This window comes from Celeribacter baekdonensis B30, from assembly GCF_000299875.1.
Lineage (GTDB): Bacteria > Pseudomonadota > Alphaproteobacteria > Rhodobacterales > Rhodobacteraceae > Celeribacter > Celeribacter baekdonensis_A.
The window spans coordinates 80151-97594 of record NZ_AMRK01000003.1 but is presented as its reverse complement, the minus strand read 5'-3'; the positions used below and the strand labels follow the sequence as shown (position 1 = coordinate 97594).

17 protein-coding genes and 2 tRNA genes are annotated in these 17444 nt (G+C 58.0%); 8 read left to right on the top strand and 11 right to left on the bottom strand.

The annotated features are described in order from the left end of the window. Positions 1–133: 133 nt before the first annotated feature. A tRNA-Asn gene (locus B30_RS06335) sits at positions 134–208 on the bottom strand. Between the two features lie 82 nt (positions 209–290). After that, on the bottom strand, positions 291–1187 hold the full coding sequence (locus tag B30_RS06330) for an MBL fold metallo-hydrolase (RefSeq protein ID WP_009571209.1): 897 nt from the start codon (positions 1185–1187) through the stop codon (positions 291–293). A gap of 46 nt (positions 1188–1233) precedes the next feature. Between B30_RS06330 and B30_RS06325 the strand changes: the two genes are divergently transcribed. Next, on the top strand, positions 1234–2565 hold the full coding sequence (locus tag B30_RS06325) for an ATP-binding protein (protein WP_009571208.1): 1332 nt from the start codon (positions 1234–1236) through the stop codon (positions 2563–2565). Positions 2566–2647: 82 nt separating this feature from the next. Here B30_RS06325 and B30_RS06320 read toward each other — a convergent pair. Further along, positions 2648–2724, bottom strand: a tRNA-Ile gene (locus B30_RS06320). A gap of 144 nt (positions 2725–2868) precedes the next feature. Between B30_RS06320 and purM the strand changes: the two genes are divergently transcribed. The 3 genes from purM (at position 2869) to rnd (ending at position 5775) form a co-directional block, all read left to right on the top strand. Further along, the gene (gene purM / locus B30_RS06315) at positions 2869–3915 is read left to right on the top strand and encodes a phosphoribosylformylglycinamidine cyclo-ligase (RefSeq protein WP_009571207.1); all 1047 of its coding nucleotides are present in this window, start codon (positions 2869–2871) and stop codon (positions 3913–3915) included. Further along, entirely contained in the window at positions 3912–4511 is a 600-nt protein-coding gene (purN, locus tag B30_RS06310) for a phosphoribosylglycinamide formyltransferase (RefSeq protein WP_009571206.1), read from the top strand. The genes purM and purN overlap by 4 nt, the downstream gene beginning before the upstream one ends. A 106-nt stretch (positions 4512–4617) precedes the next feature. Further along, positions 4618–5775 carry a ribonuclease D gene (gene rnd / locus B30_RS06305; protein WP_009571205.1) on the top strand — a complete coding sequence of 386 codons (1158 nt, stop codon included), beginning with the start codon at positions 4618–4620 and terminating at the stop codon, positions 5773–5775. A 41-nt stretch (positions 5776–5816) separates the two neighbouring features. Here the strand turns inward: rnd and B30_RS21300 are convergent, their stop codons facing one another. The 3 genes from B30_RS21300 to mazG all read right to left on the bottom strand — a co-directional run bounded on the left by B30_RS21300 (position 5817) and on the right by mazG (position 8602). After that, complete coding sequence (locus tag B30_RS21300) at positions 5817–6311, bottom strand: GNAT family N-acetyltransferase (RefSeq protein ID WP_009571204.1); 495 nt, start codon at positions 6309–6311, stop codon at positions 5817–5819. Between the two features lie 345 nt (positions 6312–6656). After that, on the bottom strand, positions 6657–7670 hold the full coding sequence (locus B30_RS06295; protein ID WP_009571203.1) for a Fe(3+) ABC transporter substrate-binding protein: 1014 nt from the start codon (positions 7668–7670) through the stop codon (positions 6657–6659). A gap of 101 nt (positions 7671–7771) precedes the next feature. Next, entirely contained in the window at positions 7772–8602 is an 831-nt protein-coding gene (gene mazG / locus B30_RS06290; RefSeq protein ID WP_051130596.1) for a nucleoside triphosphate pyrophosphohydrolase, read from the bottom strand. A 187-nt stretch (positions 8603–8789) separates the two neighbouring features. Between mazG and cysS the strand changes: the two genes are divergently transcribed. Genes cysS through B30_RS06275 form a run of 3 tightly spaced genes read left to right on the top strand, consistent with a single transcriptional unit; the run spans position 8790 to position 12695 of the window. Further along, the gene (cysS, locus tag B30_RS06285) at positions 8790–10274 is read left to right on the top strand and encodes a cysteine--tRNA ligase (RefSeq protein WP_009571201.1); all 1485 of its coding nucleotides are present in this window, start codon (positions 8790–8792) and stop codon (positions 10272–10274) included. Further along, complete coding sequence (cimA, locus tag B30_RS06280; protein ID WP_009571200.1) at positions 10271–11905, top strand: citramalate synthase; 1635 nt, start codon at positions 10271–10273, stop codon at positions 11903–11905. Before cysS ends, cimA begins: the two co-directional genes overlap by 4 nt. 10 nt (positions 11906–11915) lie before the next feature. After that, the gene (locus tag B30_RS06275) at positions 11916–12695 is read left to right on the top strand and encodes a squalene/phytoene synthase family protein (protein WP_009571199.1); all 780 of its coding nucleotides are present in this window, start codon (positions 11916–11918) and stop codon (positions 12693–12695) included. Here the strand turns inward: B30_RS06275 and B30_RS06270 are convergent. The 4 genes from B30_RS06270 to B30_RS06255 all read right to left on the bottom strand — a co-directional run bounded on the left by B30_RS06270 (position 12692) and on the right by B30_RS06255 (position 14918). Further along, positions 12692–12916, bottom strand: coding sequence for a ribbon-helix-helix domain-containing protein (locus B30_RS06270; protein WP_009571198.1), 225 nt, complete (start codon positions 12914–12916; stop codon positions 12692–12694). The genes B30_RS06275 and B30_RS06270 overlap by 4 nt on opposite strands. Next, positions 12913–13101 (bottom strand): DUF4169 family protein, encoded by a 189-nt coding sequence (locus B30_RS06265; RefSeq protein ID WP_009571197.1) that lies wholly within the window; start codon positions 13099–13101, stop codon positions 12913–12915. The genes B30_RS06270 and B30_RS06265 overlap by 4 nt, the downstream gene beginning before the upstream one ends. Positions 13102–13204: 103 nt before the next feature. Then, complete coding sequence (locus B30_RS06260; RefSeq protein ID WP_009571196.1) at positions 13205–14023, bottom strand: outer membrane protein; 819 nt, start codon at positions 14021–14023, stop codon at positions 13205–13207. Positions 14024–14129: 106 nt separating this feature from the next. Further along, complete coding sequence (locus B30_RS06255) at positions 14130–14918, bottom strand: hypothetical protein (protein ID WP_009571195.1); 789 nt, start codon at positions 14916–14918, stop codon at positions 14130–14132. A 481-nt stretch (positions 14919–15399) separates the two neighbouring features. Between B30_RS06255 and B30_RS06250 the strand changes: the two genes are divergently transcribed. Next, positions 15400–15708, top strand: a complete 309-nt coding sequence (locus tag B30_RS06250; RefSeq protein WP_009571194.1) for a hypothetical protein — start codon at positions 15400–15402, stop codon at positions 15706–15708. 201 nt (positions 15709–15909) lie between these two features. Here the strand turns inward: B30_RS06250 and fumC are convergent, their stop codons facing one another. After that, positions 15910–17304 carry a class II fumarate hydratase gene (gene fumC, locus B30_RS06245; protein WP_009571193.1) on the bottom strand — a complete coding sequence of 465 codons (1395 nt, stop codon included), beginning with the start codon at positions 17302–17304 and terminating at the stop codon, positions 15910–15912. Positions 17305–17444: the final 140 nt, after the last annotated feature.

The following is a 17444-nucleotide window of genomic DNA, read 5'->3' as shown; positions in this document are numbered from 1 at the left end:
CTTTAAAGTGCAGTCAGAGTAGGTCGAAACGGGCTTTCAGGCAACAAATGCGATCTGTTCCCCCGGTGTTCCCCCAGAGCAAAAGGCAAAGAAAAAGGGCCTAGCTGATTTACAGCTAAGCCCTTGAAATCTTTGGCTCCGGCGGTAGGGATCGAACCTACGACCAATTGATTAACAGTCAACTGCTCTACCGCTGAGCTACGCCGGAACATGTGGCGCTGTATAGCTATGTGGTTTGGGCCGTGCAAGGGGGTTTTATGACAAAACTTGGATTTTTGTGCCGCTTTCTTTCAAAGCACTGAAAAGGTCGCGGATTCAGCGAGTTCTGGCGTAGCAGAAACCCGGTTTTTTTGGCTTAGATCAATGAGATGAGCCAAGGTGTTGCGGGCGGCCATGGGCAGGTGGGAGGCTGGCAGATCGGTGTAGACCGCGCGGGTGAGGGTGAGGAGATCCATTGGTTTCTCGGCCAAAACCCGCAGGATTTGCGCTTCGCGCGCGGCACGGTGGTGCAGCAGGAACCTGATCCGTTCACCTGGGGTTTTGACCGGCGCGCCGTGACCGGGGTAGAGACGGGCCGGGGCCTGGTCCATCACCAAGGCACAGCTGTCGCGAAACGCCGCCGCATCGCCATCGGGCGGGGAAATCAGCGACGAGGACCAGCCCATGATCAAATCGCCGGAAAAGACCGTATCGCCAAAGCCAAAACACAGGTGGTTGCCCATATGTCCGGGGGTGTGCAGCGCTTTGATCGTGCCCGCCGGGGTGTCCAGTACGGTGCCATGAGGGACGGTTTCGTCGGGAACAAAGCCGTGATCCAAACCTTCGCCCCCGGCCAAAAGCCCATCGTTTGCCAGCGCGTCCATATGCGCGGCGCGCCCCGCCTGAGCATCGCCAAAGGCAAGAATCGGTGCCCCGGTTTCCTGCGCCAAAGCGCGCGCGCCGGCACTGTGATCGGCATGCGCGTGGGTGACGAGGATATGGGTGAGGCGGGTGCCATGGGGCAGGGCGTTTAAAATTGCAGCGTGGTGGCTGGCGTCATCCGGGCCGGGGTCGATCAAAACGCGGGCGTTTCCGGTGCCCAGCACATAGGTATTTGTACCCCAATAGGTCATTGGCGAGGGGTTCGGTGCCAGAATACGGATCACGGCGTCGTCAAGCTGGGTCAGGGTGTCTGGGCGCGGGTCCACTTGATTTCTCTTTCCATTGATGCGGCAGCAAGGCTACCAATAGCGCATGTTTTTTACTTGGCTCAAAAAATATATGCCACGCGGGCTGTATGGGCGCGCCGCCCTGATCCTTTTGGTGCCCGTCGTGGTGATCCAACTTGTGGTCATGGTTACCTTTTCGCAACGCTATTTTGAAGACATCACCCGCCAATTGATGCGCGGGGTGGTGGCCGAGCTGAACCTCTATGTGGCGGCGGTGGAGGGGATCCCCGAGGATCAAATCGCGCCAGCCCTGGCCGAACTTGATGCGCGGTTGGAATTTGCCTCTGGCTTTGGCACTCTTGAACCGGTCGCCGATGCGCGCCCTTGGTATGACGTCTCATCAAGGGTCATCGCGGCGGTTTTGCGCGCAGGCATTGAGGGGGTTGAAGGGGTGGATGTGTTGACCCAGCCCGCGGTGGTGCATCTGTCGATCCTGACCGATGCGGGCCGTTTGGATGTGCGTTTGCCGCGTCGTCGCGCGTCGGCCGCAAATCCGCATCAATTGATGGTCTGGACGCTGTTCACCGGCGTGGTGATGACATTGATCGCGGCGGTGTTCCTGCGCAATCAATTGCGGCCGATCCGACAATTGGCGCGCGCTGCCGAAAGCTTTGGTCGCGGTGAAATCCGGCCTTATCGGCTGGCGGGCGCGGTCGAAGTCCGCTCGGCCGGGGCGGCGTTTTTGAATATGCGGGCGCGCATTGAGCGTCAGATCGAACAGCGCACATTGATGTTGTCCGGTGTATCGCATGATCTGCGCACGCCTTTGACGCGCATTCGTCTGGGGCTAGCCATGCTCGATGTGCCACCCGAGGACACCAAAGACATCACCGCCATGCAGTCCGATCTGGATGAGATGGAGCGGTTGATTGATGCCTTTTTGGCCTTTGCCCGGTCGGACACGCTGGAAGAGCCGGTGCGGCTTGATCTCTGTGCGCTGGTGGTGGCGGCCAAAGCCAAGGCCGACCGTGCCGGGGGGCAGGTCAGCCTTGGTGAGATGCCGGATCATGACGTTTGGCTTATGGCCCGGCCCGAGGCCCTGGCCCGCGCGCTTGACAATCTGGTCTCAAATGCTCTGCGCTATGGCAACCGAACCCAACTGAGCCTGCGCCTGTTTGAGCGTGCCGTGGTCCTGTCGGTTGAAGACGACGGGCCGGGGATCGAGGCCTCTGCCCGCGAGCGCGCCTTGCAACCCTTTGTGCGCCTGGACGCCGCGCGCAATCAAAACCGCGGCTCGGGCGTCGGGCTTGGCCTTGCCATCGCGCTTGATGTGGCGCGCCGTCATGGTGGCACACTCCGGCTTGGGGTCAGCGAGACGCTTGGAGGACTCAAGGCCGATTTGGTTTTGGCACGTTGATCTGGTACATCACCGCACCAAAGGCGGGAGAGGGCGTTAAAAATGCCCAATCTTCCATCACATCATTGATTTTATTGAGTTTTGGTAGGCCCGGCAGGACTTGAACCCGCAACCAAAGCGTTATGAGCGCTCTGCTCTAACCAATTGAGCTACAGGCCCCTACCAATGCTGTGACTATTGCGGACGCGCGCCGGGGTCAAGAGTGGCTGTGATAGAGCGCTCTTTTGCAAGCTCGCGCTTTTCTTTATCGGCCATCTGCGTTAAAGCGCGGAGCAAATGATGCCAGTTTGGGGACCAGAGATCATGAGCGACGGCAAAAACGGCCTGACATATGCGGATGCGGGTGTGGATATTGATGCGGGCAATGCGCTTGTGGAGCGGATCAAACCGGCGGCGAAAAAGACCGCGCGTCCGGGGGTGATGTCCGGGCTGGGTGGCTTTGGTGCGCTGTTTGATCTGAAGGCCGCCGGCTATGATGATCCGATCTTGGTCGCCGCCACCGATGGCGTTGGCACCAAATTGCGCATCGCGATCGACACCGATCACGTCTCGACCGTTGGCATCGACTTGGTCGCCATGTGCGTCAATGATCTGGTTTGTCAGGGTGCTGAGCCACTGTTTTTCCTGGATTATTTTGCGACGGGCAAACTCAAACTCGACAATGCCACGGCCGTGATCGAAGGTATTGCCAAGGGGTGTGAACTCTCCGGCTGTGCGCTCATCGGTGGCGAAACCGCCGAAATGCCGGGCATGTATGAAGACGGCGATTTCGACCTTGCGGGCTTTGCTGTGGGCGCGATGGAGCGTGGCTCTGACCTGCCTGCGGGGGTTCAGGCCGGTGATGTTTTGCTGGGGCTTGCCTCCAACGGCGTGCATTCCAATGGCTATTCCTTGGTGCGCAAAACCGTTGAAGTCGCGGGCTTTCGGTGGTCCGACATTGCGCCGTTCTCGGATGAGACCTTGGGCGATGAGTTGCTCAAACCGACCCGGCTTTATGTCAAACCGGTGCTCAAAGCGATCCGTGCGGGCGGCGTTCATGCGCTGGCGCATATCACGGGCGGCGGTTTGACCGAAAATCTGCCGCGCGTTCTGCCCGAAGGCTATGGCGCTGACATCAACCTCAACGCCTGGACCTTGAGCCCGGTGTTTGCTTGGCTGACCGAAACTGCGGGCCTGTCGCAGCACGAATTGCTCAAAACCTTCAACGCCGGGATCGGCATGGTCGCCGTTGTGGCCGCAGATCAGGCGGAAGCTCTGAGCGCATTGCTCGAGGCCGAGGGCGAAACGGTCTACCGCCTTGGCGAAATCACCGTGGGCGGTGGCGTGACCTATGAGGGCGAGCTTAAGTGAGCGGGACACATAAAAAGGTCGCCATCCTGATTTCGGGGGGCGGCTCCAATATGGTGTCGCTGGCAAATTCCATGGTGGGCGATCATCCGGCGCGCCCCTGTTTGGTGCTCTCGAATGTGCCGGGTGCGGGCGGTCTGAACAAGGCCTCCGACATGGGCATTGCCACGGCTGTTGTCGATCATAAAGACTTTAAGGGGGATCGGGAAGCCTTTGAAGAGGCGTTGATTTCTGCGATTGATGCTCATGCGCCAGATATCATCGCACTGGCCGGGTTCATGCGCATTCTGACGCCGCGCTTCATCACGCATTATGCGGGCAGGATGCTCAATATTCACCCCTCGCTTTTGCCGAAATACAAAGGCCTTCATACCCATCAACGCGCCATTGAGGCCGGGGATTCCGAGGCGGGATGCTCGGTCCACGAAGTCACCGCCGAGTTGGATGGTGGGCCGATTTTGGGGCAGGCGCGGGTACCAATTTTGCCCGATGACACTGCAGACACCCTTGCGGCCCGTGTGCTTCCACGCGAACATGCGCTGTATCCTGCCGTCCTCAGACGCTTTGTCGTGGGGGACATCACCCGTGTCGATCTGTAACCGCTGTTCCCCGCGTTTCGGGCAAAGCACTTTCATTTCGCCCGCAAACCCCGTATCACGGTCCAATCGGCGGGATGACCCCGCGCCGCTCAAAAAAGAAGTCTAGATGATCACACTCACAACGACCGAGGGCCTTCAGGCCTTCTGCGACCGCGCCAAAAAGCAAGCCTATGTCACGGTCGATACCGAATTCCTGCGCGAACGGACCTATTATTCCAAGCTCTGCCTCGTTCAGCTCGCCATTCCGGGCGATGCCGAAGAAGATGCGGTTTTGTTAGATCCGTTGGTCAAGGGCCTCGATCTTGCGCCCCTCTATGATCTGTTTCGCGACACCAGCGTCGTCAAAGTGTTTCATGCGGCGCGTCAGGATCTTGAGATTTTCTTCATCCAAGGCGGCGTGATCCCCGATCCGCTGTTCGACACCCAGGTCGCGGCCATGGTCTGTGGCTTTGGCGAACAGGTCGGCTACGAGACCTTGGTGCGCAAAATTGCCAAGGAAAATTTGGACAAGACCTCGCGCTTCACCGATTGGTCGCGCCGTCCTTTGACCACGGCACAGGAAAATTATGCGCTGGCGGATGTGACCCATTTGCGGGTGATTTACGAATTCCTGCGCGATGAGATCAAACGCGAAGGCCGGGAAAAATGGGTGGCCGAGGAGCTGGAAATCCTCACCTCGCCCGCGACCTATGTGGTGCAGCCGGAGGAGGCGTGGAAACGCGTCAAGACCCGCACCAGCTCGGGCAAATTCTTGGCCGCCGTCAAAGAGCTTGCCGCCTTTCGCGAGATTTATTCGCAAAGCCGCGACATCCCGCGCAACCGCGTTTATAAAGACGATGCGTTGTTGGAATTGGCCTCGACCAAGCCGACCTCGCTGCAAGACCTGTCGCGCTCGCGGCTTTTGCTGCGCGAAGCGCGCAAAGGTGAGATCGCCGATGGTATTTTGCAAGCTATTGAAAAGGCGTCAAAATACACCGCCGCCGAGATGCCCAAACTGGACCTGAGTAATGATAAGTTACAGGTCAATCCGGCTTTGGCCGACATGTTACGGGTGCTGCTCAAGGCGAAATCCGACACCTATAATGTCGCCGCGAAAATGATCGCTTCGGCCTCTGATCTGGATATGATTGCCGCTGGAAAACGCGATTTTCCGGCACTCAAAGGCTGGCGGGCCGAGGTGTTTGGCGTCGATGCGCTGCGCCTGTGCAAGGGCGAGATCGGCCTTGCCGTCAAAGGTCAGCGCGTGGATGTGATCGAACTGTAAGGGATCGGGCGGGGCCGCATCGCGCGGCTCAGCCCGTTCTTTTAGCTCAAGGTCATCACAAAGCGTGGGCCTCTCGGGGCCAAAGGTTCAAACCCGCAGGCCAAATAGGCCGCTTGCGCCGGTTTGTTTTCGACATGGGTGCCAACCGTCAGTTGCACACAGTCCAGATTGCGCGCGGTTTCTCGCGCCGCCTCGATCAAGGCGCGACCAATGCCCATGCCGCGCTGATCCGCGTCGACATAGAGGTGGTGCAAATCCATGGTCCGCAGGCCAAATTGCAACTGAAGCCCACCGACAAGCGCGGCATAGCCCACGGTTTTACCGTGACTCTCCGCCACCAAAATACGCGCCCAAGGCGAGGGGGCATAGATCAGGTCAATCAACGAGGCCTCATCAAGGCTCATGCGGTCACCATGATGGCGGGTCAAGGCATCGATCATCTGCAAGACGCGCGCACAATCGGTCCGTTCCATCGGGCGGATGGACAAGGGCACATGCGTCAGATGCGAGGTCTTGGCGGGGTGGGGTTTGGTCATCACTTGGGTCTCCTGATTACGCGCCACAGGACACCAAGAAAATTAAAGCCGCCCTATGGCGGCCGTGAAATTTACATGACAAATGGCCGCATCCTATGTGGAGCAGCGATAATACGAAGTCATGGCGAACAGATGTGTCATGGAGGGGATTGTGCGAGAGGCGGTGCGGCCTGTCAATCTGAAAACGTGGCATAGGAGACTCGGGGGGCCAAAAGAGGGGCGCTGTGAAAGGAGCGCTTCAATGCGTCGAAATGGATCGAACATCAAGGCCAATCGCGTGAAAACCCCACCTCAAATCATTCATCGAGGCGGGGTCAGTCAATTTTGGGATGCGGATTTCGGCCATTAGCCGTCGTAATCGACTTCCTCGGTCAATTTCAAAGCCTCGCCGCGCGCATTGGCGATGTCAATCAGGCCAAGGTTGTCGGGCGTCAATTCCCCCCAGCTTGCGACCAGGGCTGAGGGTTCTGTGCCGGGCACAACCGGGTATTCAGAATTGGCCTCCGCATAGATTTCCTGCGCATCTTTGGAGGTCAAAAACTCAATGAATTGAGTGGCCTCGGCGATGTTCTTTGATGCTTTGGTGAGCGCCACACCGGAGATATTCACATGGGTGCCGCCGCCTTCGACGTCAAACACCGGAAAATCAAGGCGCACCGAGTCAGCCCAGACCTTTTGCTCCGGGTCAGCCAACATTGCGCCCATGTAATAGGTGTTGCCCAGGGAAATGTCGCATTCCCCGGCCCAAATCGCCTTGACCTGTGCGCGGTCATTGCCCTGGGGTTTGCGGGCTAGGTTGTCTTTAAGCCCTTGAAGCCATTGCTTTGTTTCCTCTTCACCATGGTGGGCGAGATAGGCGGAGGTGAGGCCGATCATATAGGTGTGCATTCCCGAACGGGTGCAAATCCGGCCTTTCCATTTCGGGTCCGCGAGGTCTTCGTAGGTGGTCACTTCGCCGGGGGCCACGCGTTCTTTCGAGGCATAGACAATTCGCGCCCGCGTGGTCACGCCCCACCAATTGCCCTCGGGGTCATGGTATGTGGCGGGGATATTTTGTGCCAGTGTCTCGGTCATCAAAGGTTGAGTGACACCCGCATCCACAGCTTCGGAAATCCGTGCAATATCAACGGTTAAGATCACATCGGCGGGGGAGCGATCGCCCTCTGCCTTGAGCCGTTCGACCAAGCCTTTTTCGAGGAAGGCGACGTTGACCTTGATGCCTGTCTCCTCGGTGAAGGCCTCGGTCAGCGGCGCGATCAATTCGGGCTGACGGTAGGAATAGACGTTCACATCGGCGCTTGCTGCCGTGGCGGTGAGTGTCAGGGCAGCGGTCAGGGCGAAGTTGGGTTTAAAAGGCATCAGAATCTCCAAGGCTTCATGTGTGGCTTTTAAACCCGACAAAAACCATCAGGTCAATAGGTGATAAATTTACTCGGAAAATGTAGCCGAGTGATTTCGATCTATCTGGCGGTTTTCTCGGCCGCTTTCACCGCGTCCCAAAGCGCATCCATTTCCTCCAGATCGCTGTCTTGGGGCGTCTTGCCTTTTGCCGCAAGTCCGTCCTCTATAGCATTGAACCGACGGGTGAATTTTGCATTGCAACTGCGCAGGGATTCCTCGGCATCGACGCCCAAATGGCGGCCCAGATTGACCATAACGAACAATAAATCCCCGAATTCCTCGGCCACATCCGCTTGGGTTTTGCTCTCACGCGCTTCGACCAATTCTGCCGCTTCCTCACGGATTTTGTCGATCACATGCGACACATCCGGCCAGTCAAACCCAACGCGGGCCGCGCGTTTTTGCAATTTTTGCGCCCGCATCAAGGCGGGCAATCCCATCGCCACCCCGTCCAGAACCCGCGTTTCGCCGCGCCGCTTACGCTCGGCGGCTTTTTCGCGCTCCCAATCAAGGGTTTGCTGTTCCGGGCTCTTTTGATTGCTCTCATCGCCAAAGACATGCGGATGGCGCGAAATCATCTTGTCCGAGATCGCCTTTGCCACATCGTGAAAGTCAAAAAGCCCTTTGTCCGCCGCGATTTGCGCCTGAAACACCGATTGAAACAGCAAATCCCCCAGCTCGGATTTCAAATCCGCCATGTCGCCGCGCGTGATCGCGTCGTCGACCTCATAGGCTTCTTCGATTGTGTAGGGTGAAATCGTCGCGAAATCCTGTTCAATGTCCCAAGGGCAACCGCCCTTCGGATCACGCAGGCGCTTCATGATTTCCAAAAGCTGTTCGATGCCCTCGGGCACGCTGTGGATCGGGTCGGGAATGGGGTGCTGTGTCATGGTGCCAAGGTGCCGCGCCAAAAGGGGCTTTGCAAGGCCAAAGCCGCTGGCTATAAGGTCTCCATGACCAACATTTGCACCATCATTATTTGCTGCATTATCTGCTAACGAAAGTTACGCGGGGTCGGTCTCTTTTCTCTCAAAAAGTAAGCTGATAAGCCCGCGGGGATGGCCCTGAGGAGCGCTTATGACCGTGATCAAGCTGACCAACACGAAAACCCGCAAAAAAGAGGTTTTCACCCCGATTGATGCCGACAATGTGCGGATGTATGTCTGTGGGCCGACGGTCTATGATCGCGCCCATATTGGCAATGCGCGGCCTGTGATCGTGTTCGATGTGCTCTATCGTCTGCTGCGGCATGTCTACGGCGCGGATCACGTCACCTATGTGCGCAATTTCACCGATGTGGATGACAAGATCAACGCCCGTGCCGAGGCGAGCGGGCGGAGCATTCGCGAGATCACCGATGAAACGACGCAGTGGTATCTCGATGATATGCGCGCAGTTGGGGCACTGGACCCGAACGAGATGCCGCGCGCGACCGAGTATATCCCGCAGATGATCGCGATGATCGAGACGTTGATCGCAAAGGGCCACGCCTATTCGGACGGGGCGGGGCATGTGCTGTTCTCGGTGAACTCCTATGAGAAATACGGCGCTTTGTCGGGCCGGTCTGTCGATGACATGATTGCCGGTGCGCGTGTCGAAGTGGCGGATAACAAACGCGATCCGATGGATTTCGTGCTGTGGAAACCGTCTTCAGACGATCAACCGGGGTGGGATAGCCCGTGGGGGTATGGCCGCCCCGGCTGGCACATCGAATGCTCGGCCATGTCCTATGAGCTTTTGGGCGAGAGTTTTGACATCCACGGCGGCGGCAACGATTTGATGTTCCCGCACCACGAAAACGAGATCGCCCAAAGTTGCTGCGCCCATGGTCATGATCATGACGGCGGGGGCTTTGCCAACTATTGGCTGCACAACGAAATGTTGCAGGTTGAGGGCAAGAAAATGTCCAAGTCTCTGGGCAATTTCTTTACCGTGCGGGACCTGTTGGACGGTCACGACGGAATGGCGAGCGTTCCGGGCGAAGTGATCCGCTTTGTGTTCCTGAGCACGCATTACCGCAAGCCGATGGACTGGACGGCGGAGAAGGCGGAGCAGGCGAAGAAGACTTTGTGGAAATGGCGTTCGTTCTCGAATGGGGTAGTTGCTAGTAAGCCATCGCCTGAAATAGTAAAGGCACTTGCTGATGATCTGAACACACATGACGCGCTTTCCGAGCTTCATAGGCTCGCAAGCAATTTGGATGCCTTCGAAAATGGTGCCGATATGCCACCATTTGATGTTGATGCAGCTTATAGTGAATTCGTTGCCTCGGCGAACCTTCTTGGACTGCTTACGCCGGAACTTGGACGTTGGGCAGAAGAAGCAGTTGATCTTTCAGTTTTCTCAATGTTGCTAGAGGCCTACAGATCTCGTGCAAAAGAAACTAAGGATTTCTCTGAAGTCGATTCTCTTAAATCATCTCTGCTTGCAGCGGGCGTTGAGGTGCGTATGACCAAGGATGGAGTGGAACTTGACGCGGGTCCCAACTTCGATGCTTCAAAGCTTGAGGGGGTCGGCATCCCGCCAGTATTCGACACTTGGAAACAGGGGGGGCTGCTGTGAGTACAACCAAAGACCGCCTCTACCTCTACGACACAACCCTCAGAGACGGCCAACAGACCCAAGGCGTGCAATTTTCCACGCCGGAAAAGCACATGATCGCGGAGGCGCTCGATCATCTGGGCGTCGATTATATCGAGGGCGGCTGGCCCGGTGCCAACCCGACCGACAGCGAATTTTTCGCCGAACCGCCCAAAACCCGCGCCACCTTCACCGCCTTTGGCATGACCAAACGGGCAGGGCGCTCGGCGGAGAATGACGAAGTCCTTGCGGGGGTGTTGAACGCGGGCACCAAGGCCGTCTGTCTGGTCGGCAAGACCCATGACTTTCACGTCACCACGGCGCTCGGCATCACGCTGGACCAGAACATTGACAACATCGCCAAATCCTTTGCCCATGTGGTGAAAGAGGGTCGCGAGGCGCTGTTTGATGCCGAGCATTTCTTTGACGGTTACAAGGCCAATCCCGACTATGCGCTGGCCTGTCTCACCGCCGCCTATGACAATGGCGCGCGCTGGATCGTGCTCTGTGACACCAATGGCGGCACGTTGCCGGGCGAGGTCTATCAGATCACGTTGAAGGTCATCGAATCCGGCATTCCCGGCACCCATTTGGGCATCCACACCCATGATGACACCGGCAATGCGGTGGCCAATTCACTGGCGGCGGTCAACGCCGGGGCGCGTCAGGTGCAGGGCACGTTGAATGGTCTGGGCGAACGCTGTGGCAATGCCAATTTGACCACGCTGATCCCGACATTTCTACTGAAAGAACCGTATAGGTCGACGCTCGACACCGGGGTGTCTGAGGCTGCTTTGGGCGATCTGGTCAAGGTGTCGCGGATGCTTGACGACATCCTCAACCGCGTGCCTTTGCGCAGTTCGCCCTATGTTGGCGCCTCCGCCTTTGCCCATAAAGCGGGCCTTCACGCCTCCGCCATTCTCAAAGACCCAACCACCTATGAACACATCCCGCCGGAGATCGTCGGCAACGCCCGGATCGTGCCGATGTCCAATCAGGCCGGGCAATCCAACCTGCGCTCCCGCTTGGCGGATATGGGATTGGACGTGTCGACAAAGGCCGATCTGGGGCGGATTTTGGACCGGATCAAAGAGCGTGAGGCGGAGGGGTATTCCTATGACACCGCGCAAGCCTCGTTCGAGTTGGAAGCGCGGCGCGAATTGGGCTTGATGCCCGCGTTTTTCGAGGTCGAGCGCTACCGCGCCACGGTCGAACGCCGCAAGGACGCCAAGGGCCGGGTGATCCACCTGTCCGAGGTCACGGTGGTGGTCAATATCGCGGGCGAGCGGCATTTGTCCGTGTCTGAAGGCATCATGGCGGATGGCTCTGATGGTGGCCCGGTCAACGCGCTCTCAAAGGCGCTGGTTAAGGATTTGGGACCTTATTCGGACCTGATTTCCGACATGGAATTGGTTGATTTTAAAGTAAGAATCACCAATGGCGGTACAGAGGCACGGACCCGCGTGATTATTGATCACGAGGACACATTGGGGCGGCGTTGGTCGACGGTCGGCGTGTCGTCCAACATCATAGATGCGTCGTTTGAGGCGCTGTTGGATGCGGTGCTGTGGAAACTGACGCGCGATGGCGCGCAGGCGCTTGGTGCAGAATGAGAGCGAAATAATGTCCATACAAGCCTGTGCTGAGATTGTCCAAAAGGGCGACGAAGACCGGTTTCGCGCCACCATGGCCGCGCCTGTGGCCGCGCGCGAGGTGTTGTTTCCGATCCATGCCTTTTGTCTGGAGGTCGCAAAAGCGCCCTGGGTGACGAAAGAAAGCATGATTGCGGAGATGCGCCTGCAATTTTGGCGCGATGTGTTGACCGAGAAAACCGAAGGCAAAGCCCCGCGCGCCCATGAGGTGGCGGCGCCTTTGGCTGCTGTGTTGGATGCGGCGTCGGCTGAGGCGCTGGACGCCACGGTGACGGCGCGGCAATGGGATATTTACCGCGATCCGCATGAAGACGCGGCGGCGCTGTACCGCTATCTCCACGCCACATACACGATCCCGCTACATGTCGCGGCGCGGCTTTTGGGGGCACCCGATACGGCGTCAAAAGCACTCAACAGTCTGGGCCAAGGCGGGGCTTTGGCGCGCTATTTCATGGCGATCCCGGCACTTGTCGACGCGGGACGGGTGCCTTTGCTAGATGGTCGGCCAGAGGCGGTGGCAACATTGGCGAAAGCCACGTTGGAACAGGCCCGTTGGGGGGCGCAGCAGCTTTCAAACCTTGGCAAATCCGCGCGCGCGCCGATGATCGACGCGGTGATGATGTTGCCAGTCCTGCGGCAAGCGGCGAAAGACCCAAGCGTGGTCTTGGAGGGACGTTTGGGGCAGGGGCCCGCGCGCAAATCCCTGCGCTTGGCAGTTGCGTCTCAGTCGCCGACATGGGGCTTTTTCTAAAGCAATTTTTTCTGAGTGTAGTCCAACACATAGACCCGGATCGCGGAGGCCAGACCACTGTCCACGCCGCGGGTTTCGTCAATTTCGGCGGCCAGCACATTGATCGGTAGATCACGCTCTTTGGCGATGGCGCGAAAGGCACGCCAAAATGCATCTTCGAGCGACACAGAGGTGCGGTGACCGTGCAGCGTCAGCGAGCGTTTGACAGGCCGCGCACTCATCTGTCGTCTTTCTTGTGGGCGTCCAAAAGGGCCTTGGCTTTGGCGGTTTGCGCTTGTTCGAGCGCCTTTTGCGCCTTGCTGCGCCCGAATTTCACCGCATTTTCATCGGCCAATGCACGCCTGTCCGCTCGGGCCTTGGCCTTGCGGAACTGATTGAGATTGGCGACGTTTTTTTCGGTGCTCATGGCGGCAATCTATCCCATGCGCAGGTCATCGCCAAGATCAGATACGAAAGCCCCGTTCAACGCGGTGGAGGAACGGGGCTGGCGTGTTTCGATGGCTGATGACTTACATGCGCTGAAGCGGCACGCGCACACCAATGCTCACGACTTGATTGTCCACGTCGAATTTCAGCGGGGTGACCGGAGACTGTCCACCATTAATCGGGGTGCTGCCACCCTGAGCTGTGCCAAAATTATAGTAGCGATAGCTGGCTTCCAGGATGACGGGCCATTGGCCGGGTTTGGTGACCTGCCAACTGGCGCCAAAGCCCAAGGAGTAGGCCAGGCTGGTGGAACTGTCGCCCTCAAAGCTGCGATCAACCCCGGTCGACAGGCTGTCATTGGTCCGGGTCCACTCTCCGACTTTGTTGTTGGCAAGGCCAAGCCCGACGACGACAAACGGATTGAAGGTGGTGTTTTTGCCGGCGGCCTCAAGCGGCGAATAATAGAGGCTGCCCATCAGAGCGCTGGTGTCCAGCGTGGCCGAGGTGATATCGGCATGAGTGGCGCAATCCGACCCGTCGGAGGCCGAGGCGCAGGGGCCGCTGACGCTCATCGATTCGGAAAACGTCATCCCCAGATCGAAGCGATAGCCATTCATCCAGTCAAAGCCCATCGCCACGGTGCCAAAACTGCCATCTTCGCCGCTCAGGTCAAAATTGACTTGTGGGTCAGAGGGATAGCCGTGGGGTTGCCACGATCCGTCATTGATATCCGTGGTGGCCATGCCAAATTCGGCACGCAGATAGGGACCGTAGGTGACACTGGCAAGACCTGCGCCGGGAAGGTTGTCGGGCGCGGCGGTCAGTGGGGCCGTCATGGCGGCGGTCAACGCGACACTCAAAGCGAGCGGTGCAAGGCGGGATAGGTGCGTAATCGGTTTCATAGGTGCTCCATAGACTCTTATCTGTTCATTAAGGGCAATGTCTGTCTGTGGGGAAGGCCCCCAATGGGGGCCTCTGTTTTGTTGTTTGTGATCAGATCGACGGGGTTTAACCGTGACCTGCAAGAACTGCGATGCGAATGGCCTCGGCATTGGCCGCAAGATCGGCGGCATCAGCGGCGCTCATCGGCACACCAAGAATGGTCGTGACGGCGATCACAGTGTCGGTCGAAATCGTGACGGTCTTGTCAGAGGCGACCCCCAAAAGCGCGGCCAAAATCGTATCGACATTGTTTGTGACGCCGCTGGAGGCCAATGGGGAGTCCCCTTCGAGATAGGCCTGGAACAAGGCCAGACTTTGCAGCGGGCTGTCGATGATCACGGTGTCATCCCAATTGAGCGACAACTCGGCGATCATGTCGGAGAGGCTGAGATTATAGAACTCAACCGCATCGCCCGACAGTTCCGCAAGCGCCTCTGTCAGGGCACGATCCAACACATGTTCGGGTGAACGAGCCACGTTGAGGCGACCAATTTCAACTTCTGGGATGCCTTCGTTGGCCCAAACCGGCCCACCAGCCCCTGCGTTGGAACTGTCTTGATTGGCGCGCGGGCCTGCACCTTCAGAGTCTTCGCCCGGCCCGCCTTGGCCAGATCCCTGTGCACCGGTGGATTGGCCGCCATGACCTTCTTTCCCGCTGTTGCCGGAATCGCCATCGCCAGAGCCAGCGTGTGGGCCTTTTTGTCCACCGTCTTCCCCGTCTTCGGCCGCATAGGCGGGTGTCACAATATCTACACTCATTACATAGGCCGTGGTACCGACCAAAGCCGCACTCAATGCCAAAATGGACAAAGCACTCATAAGTTTAGATTTTTTGGATGTGGCAAAATATGTCATGTTATCCTCCCCGGAGTCATATGATGTCCAATACAGATGTGGAGCGCTGTCCACTCTTTCTTGCCTTGGACGATATCATCATCATAGATCACTTGCGTAAAACTACCTTGATGCCGATCAATGTAAAACAATGTTGTTTGATAGAGATTTGCATTTTTGCATGCATTGTCTTTTATGCATCACCTATGCATCAGTTGCATAACAGCGGGAAAGAATGCCTGCCTGCTGTGGAATATTGCACAGAATGTTGATTTCGTCAGGGTAAAAGCTCGGTCGATCCGATCGTCCGCCTGTGACGCCGTGGTCCGGCCGGAACAGATGATCGGGCGCAAGGCTGATCCGCTACGCGCGAAACAGCGACTCCCTACGCAGAAACCCCAACAAAATAAAGTGAAGGCGATCTTCGGGTCGCCTTTCGTTTTTGGCGACGGAAGGCGGCTGCGCCGTGCGTATCAGAGGCTCCATGAAACAGGAGAACCACATGAAAACCCTTCTTGCCGCCCCGCTTCTCATCACCCTCGCTCTGCCCGCCACGGCGCAGGGCCGCTTTCCGGTCGAGGACATCGCCAAGGATCTGGGCCTGACCAAGCAAGAGCTGACCCAATGTTTCAAAGCCAACCGTCCCTCGCGCGAAGAGATGAAAGCCGCGAAACAACGCTATAAAGCCGGCGAGGTCGTCGCCCCCGAGGGCGCACGTCCGGAAATGGTCGCCTGCGTGCAGACCCATAACCCGGAGATCACCACTGCGCGATACGAAGAGGTGATGCGCTCCTACGCGCCTCAAAACTAACGGCAAAGCGAAAGCCGCCTGCCGGATGACCCGCGGGACTGTGATCGCGCGTGAGTCCTAAAACCGCGAAATCATCGCGAAATCACCACAAAATCTATGACGGTCTGGCGGCCTATAACGTCGCCAGATTTTCACATCCGCCGCTGCTGCGCCCAGCTTGGGCACGGGGCACCGCTTTCCGCGATGCCCTGCTCGCTGACATTAGCCTTTCGGGCCGATCATCTGTTCCGGGCGCACCACGGCGTCAAAGGTGGCTTCATCGACAAAGCCCAAAGCAATGGCTTCTTCTTTCAATGTGGTGCCGTTTTTATGCGCGGTTTTGGCAACTTTGGTGGCGTTGTCATAGCCGATGGTCGGGGCCAGGGCGGTGACCAGCATCAGGGACTCGTGCAGAAGTTTTTCGATGCGCGGTTCGTTGGCCTCGATACCCACCACCATGTTGTCGGTAAAGGCGGAGGCGCTGTCGCCCAAAAGCTGCATGGATTGCAAGACGTTATAGGACATCATCGGGTTGTAAACGTTCAATTCGAAATGACCTTGCGAGCCCGCAAAACCGACGGCGGCGTCGTTGCCCATGACATGCGCACAGACCATGGTCAGGGCTTCGGCCTGGGTCGGGTTGACCTTGCCCGGCATAATCGAAGACCCCGGCTCGTTTTCCGGCAAGATCAATTCACCCAAACCACAGCGCGGGCCGGACCCCAAAAGGCGGATGTCGTTGGCGATTTTGAACAACGAGGAGGCGACGGTTTTGAGCGCGCCGGAGAACATCACCATGGCGTCATGGGCGGCCAGCGCTTCGAATTTGTTCGGCGCGGTCACAAACGGCAGGCCAGTGATCTCGGCCATGTTTTTCGCCACAGCTTCGGCCCAGCCCTTTTTGGTGTTCAGCCCGGTGCCCACGGCGGTGCCGCCCTGCGCCAATTCGTAGATCGCAGGCAGGCACATCTCAACGCGCTTGATGCCCATGCGGACTTGGTGCGCGTAGCCGGAGAATTCCTGACCCAAGGTCAGCGGCGTCGCGTCCTGGGTATGGGTGCGGCCGATTTTGATGATGTCTTTGAAGGCGTCGGCTTTGACTTCAAGCGCCTCGGCCAATTTGGTCAACCCCGGCAGCAACACGTCGCGCGCCTGCATGCCGATGCCGACATGCATCGCGGTCGGGAAGGTGTCGTTCGAGGACTGGCCCATGTTGCAATGATCGTTCGGGTGAACCGGCTTTTTCGACCCCATTTCGCCGCCGAGCATTTCAATCGCGCGGTTCGAGATCACTTCGTTGGCGTTCATGTTGGACTGGGTGCCGGAGCCGGTTTGCCACACCACGAGCGGGAAGTTGTCGTCGAATTTGCCGTCGATCACCTCATTCGCTGCGGCGACAATTGCATCGCCCAACTCTTTGGACAGGTTGCCTTGCGCCATGTTTTCCATCGCACAGGCCTTTTTGACCACGCCCAGCGCGCGGATGATCGGCACCGGCTGACGTTCCCAACCGATCGGGAAATTCAGGATCGAGCGCTGGGTTTGCGCACCCCAATATTTGTCGCTTGGGACTTCGAGCGGGCCAAAGCTATCGGTTTCGGTGCGGGTGGTGGTCACGGGGGTGGACATGGGGGATCTCCCTTGGTGCAATGCCAAATATTGCCTCGGCTATACGCGCTCAGGGGGGCTCATGCAATGTATACGGACGCATACAACGCCATGGTAGCGCTAAAAGATCGCCGGTTTTGGCCGGTGAC

Excerpts from the sequence above, each read along its gene's own strand:
- B30_RS06325 (WP_009571208.1), top strand. The coding sequence starts at position 1,234 with ATGTTTTTTACTTGGCTCAAAAAATATATGCCACGCGGGCTGTATGGG.
- purM (WP_009571207.1), top strand. The coding sequence starts at position 2,869 with ATGAGCGACGGCAAAAACGGCCTGACATATGCGGATGCGGGTGTGGAT.
- rnd (WP_009571205.1), top strand. The coding sequence starts at position 4,618 with ATGATCACACTCACAACGACCGAGGGCCTTCAGGCCTTCTGCGACCGC.
- B30_RS21300 (WP_009571204.1), bottom strand. The coding sequence starts at position 6,311 with ATGACCAAACCCCACCCCGCCAAGACCTCGCATCTGACGCATGTGCCC.
- B30_RS06295 (WP_009571203.1), bottom strand. The coding sequence starts at position 7,670 with ATGCCTTTTAAACCCAACTTCGCCCTGACCGCTGCCCTGACACTCACC.
- mazG (WP_051130596.1), bottom strand. The coding sequence starts at position 8,602 with ATGACACAGCACCCCATTCCCGACCCGATCCACAGCGTGCCCGAGGGC.
- cysS (WP_009571201.1), top strand. The coding sequence starts at position 8,790 with ATGACCGTGATCAAGCTGACCAACACGAAAACCCGCAAAAAAGAGGTT.
- B30_RS06275 (WP_009571199.1), top strand. The coding sequence starts at position 11,916 with ATGTCCATACAAGCCTGTGCTGAGATTGTCCAAAAGGGCGACGAAGAC.
- B30_RS06270 (WP_009571198.1), bottom strand. The coding sequence starts at position 12,916 with ATGAGTGCGCGGCCTGTCAAACGCTCGCTGACGCTGCACGGTCACCGC.
- B30_RS06265 (WP_009571197.1), bottom strand. The coding sequence starts at position 13,101 with ATGAGCACCGAAAAAAACGTCGCCAATCTCAATCAGTTCCGCAAGGCC.
- B30_RS06260 (WP_009571196.1), bottom strand. The coding sequence starts at position 14,023 with ATGAAACCGATTACGCACCTATCCCGCCTTGCACCGCTCGCTTTGAGT.
- B30_RS06255 (WP_009571195.1), bottom strand. The coding sequence starts at position 14,918 with ATGACATATTTTGCCACATCCAAAAAATCTAAACTTATGAGTGCTTTG.
- B30_RS06250 (WP_009571194.1), top strand. The coding sequence starts at position 15,400 with ATGAAAACCCTTCTTGCCGCCCCGCTTCTCATCACCCTCGCTCTGCCC.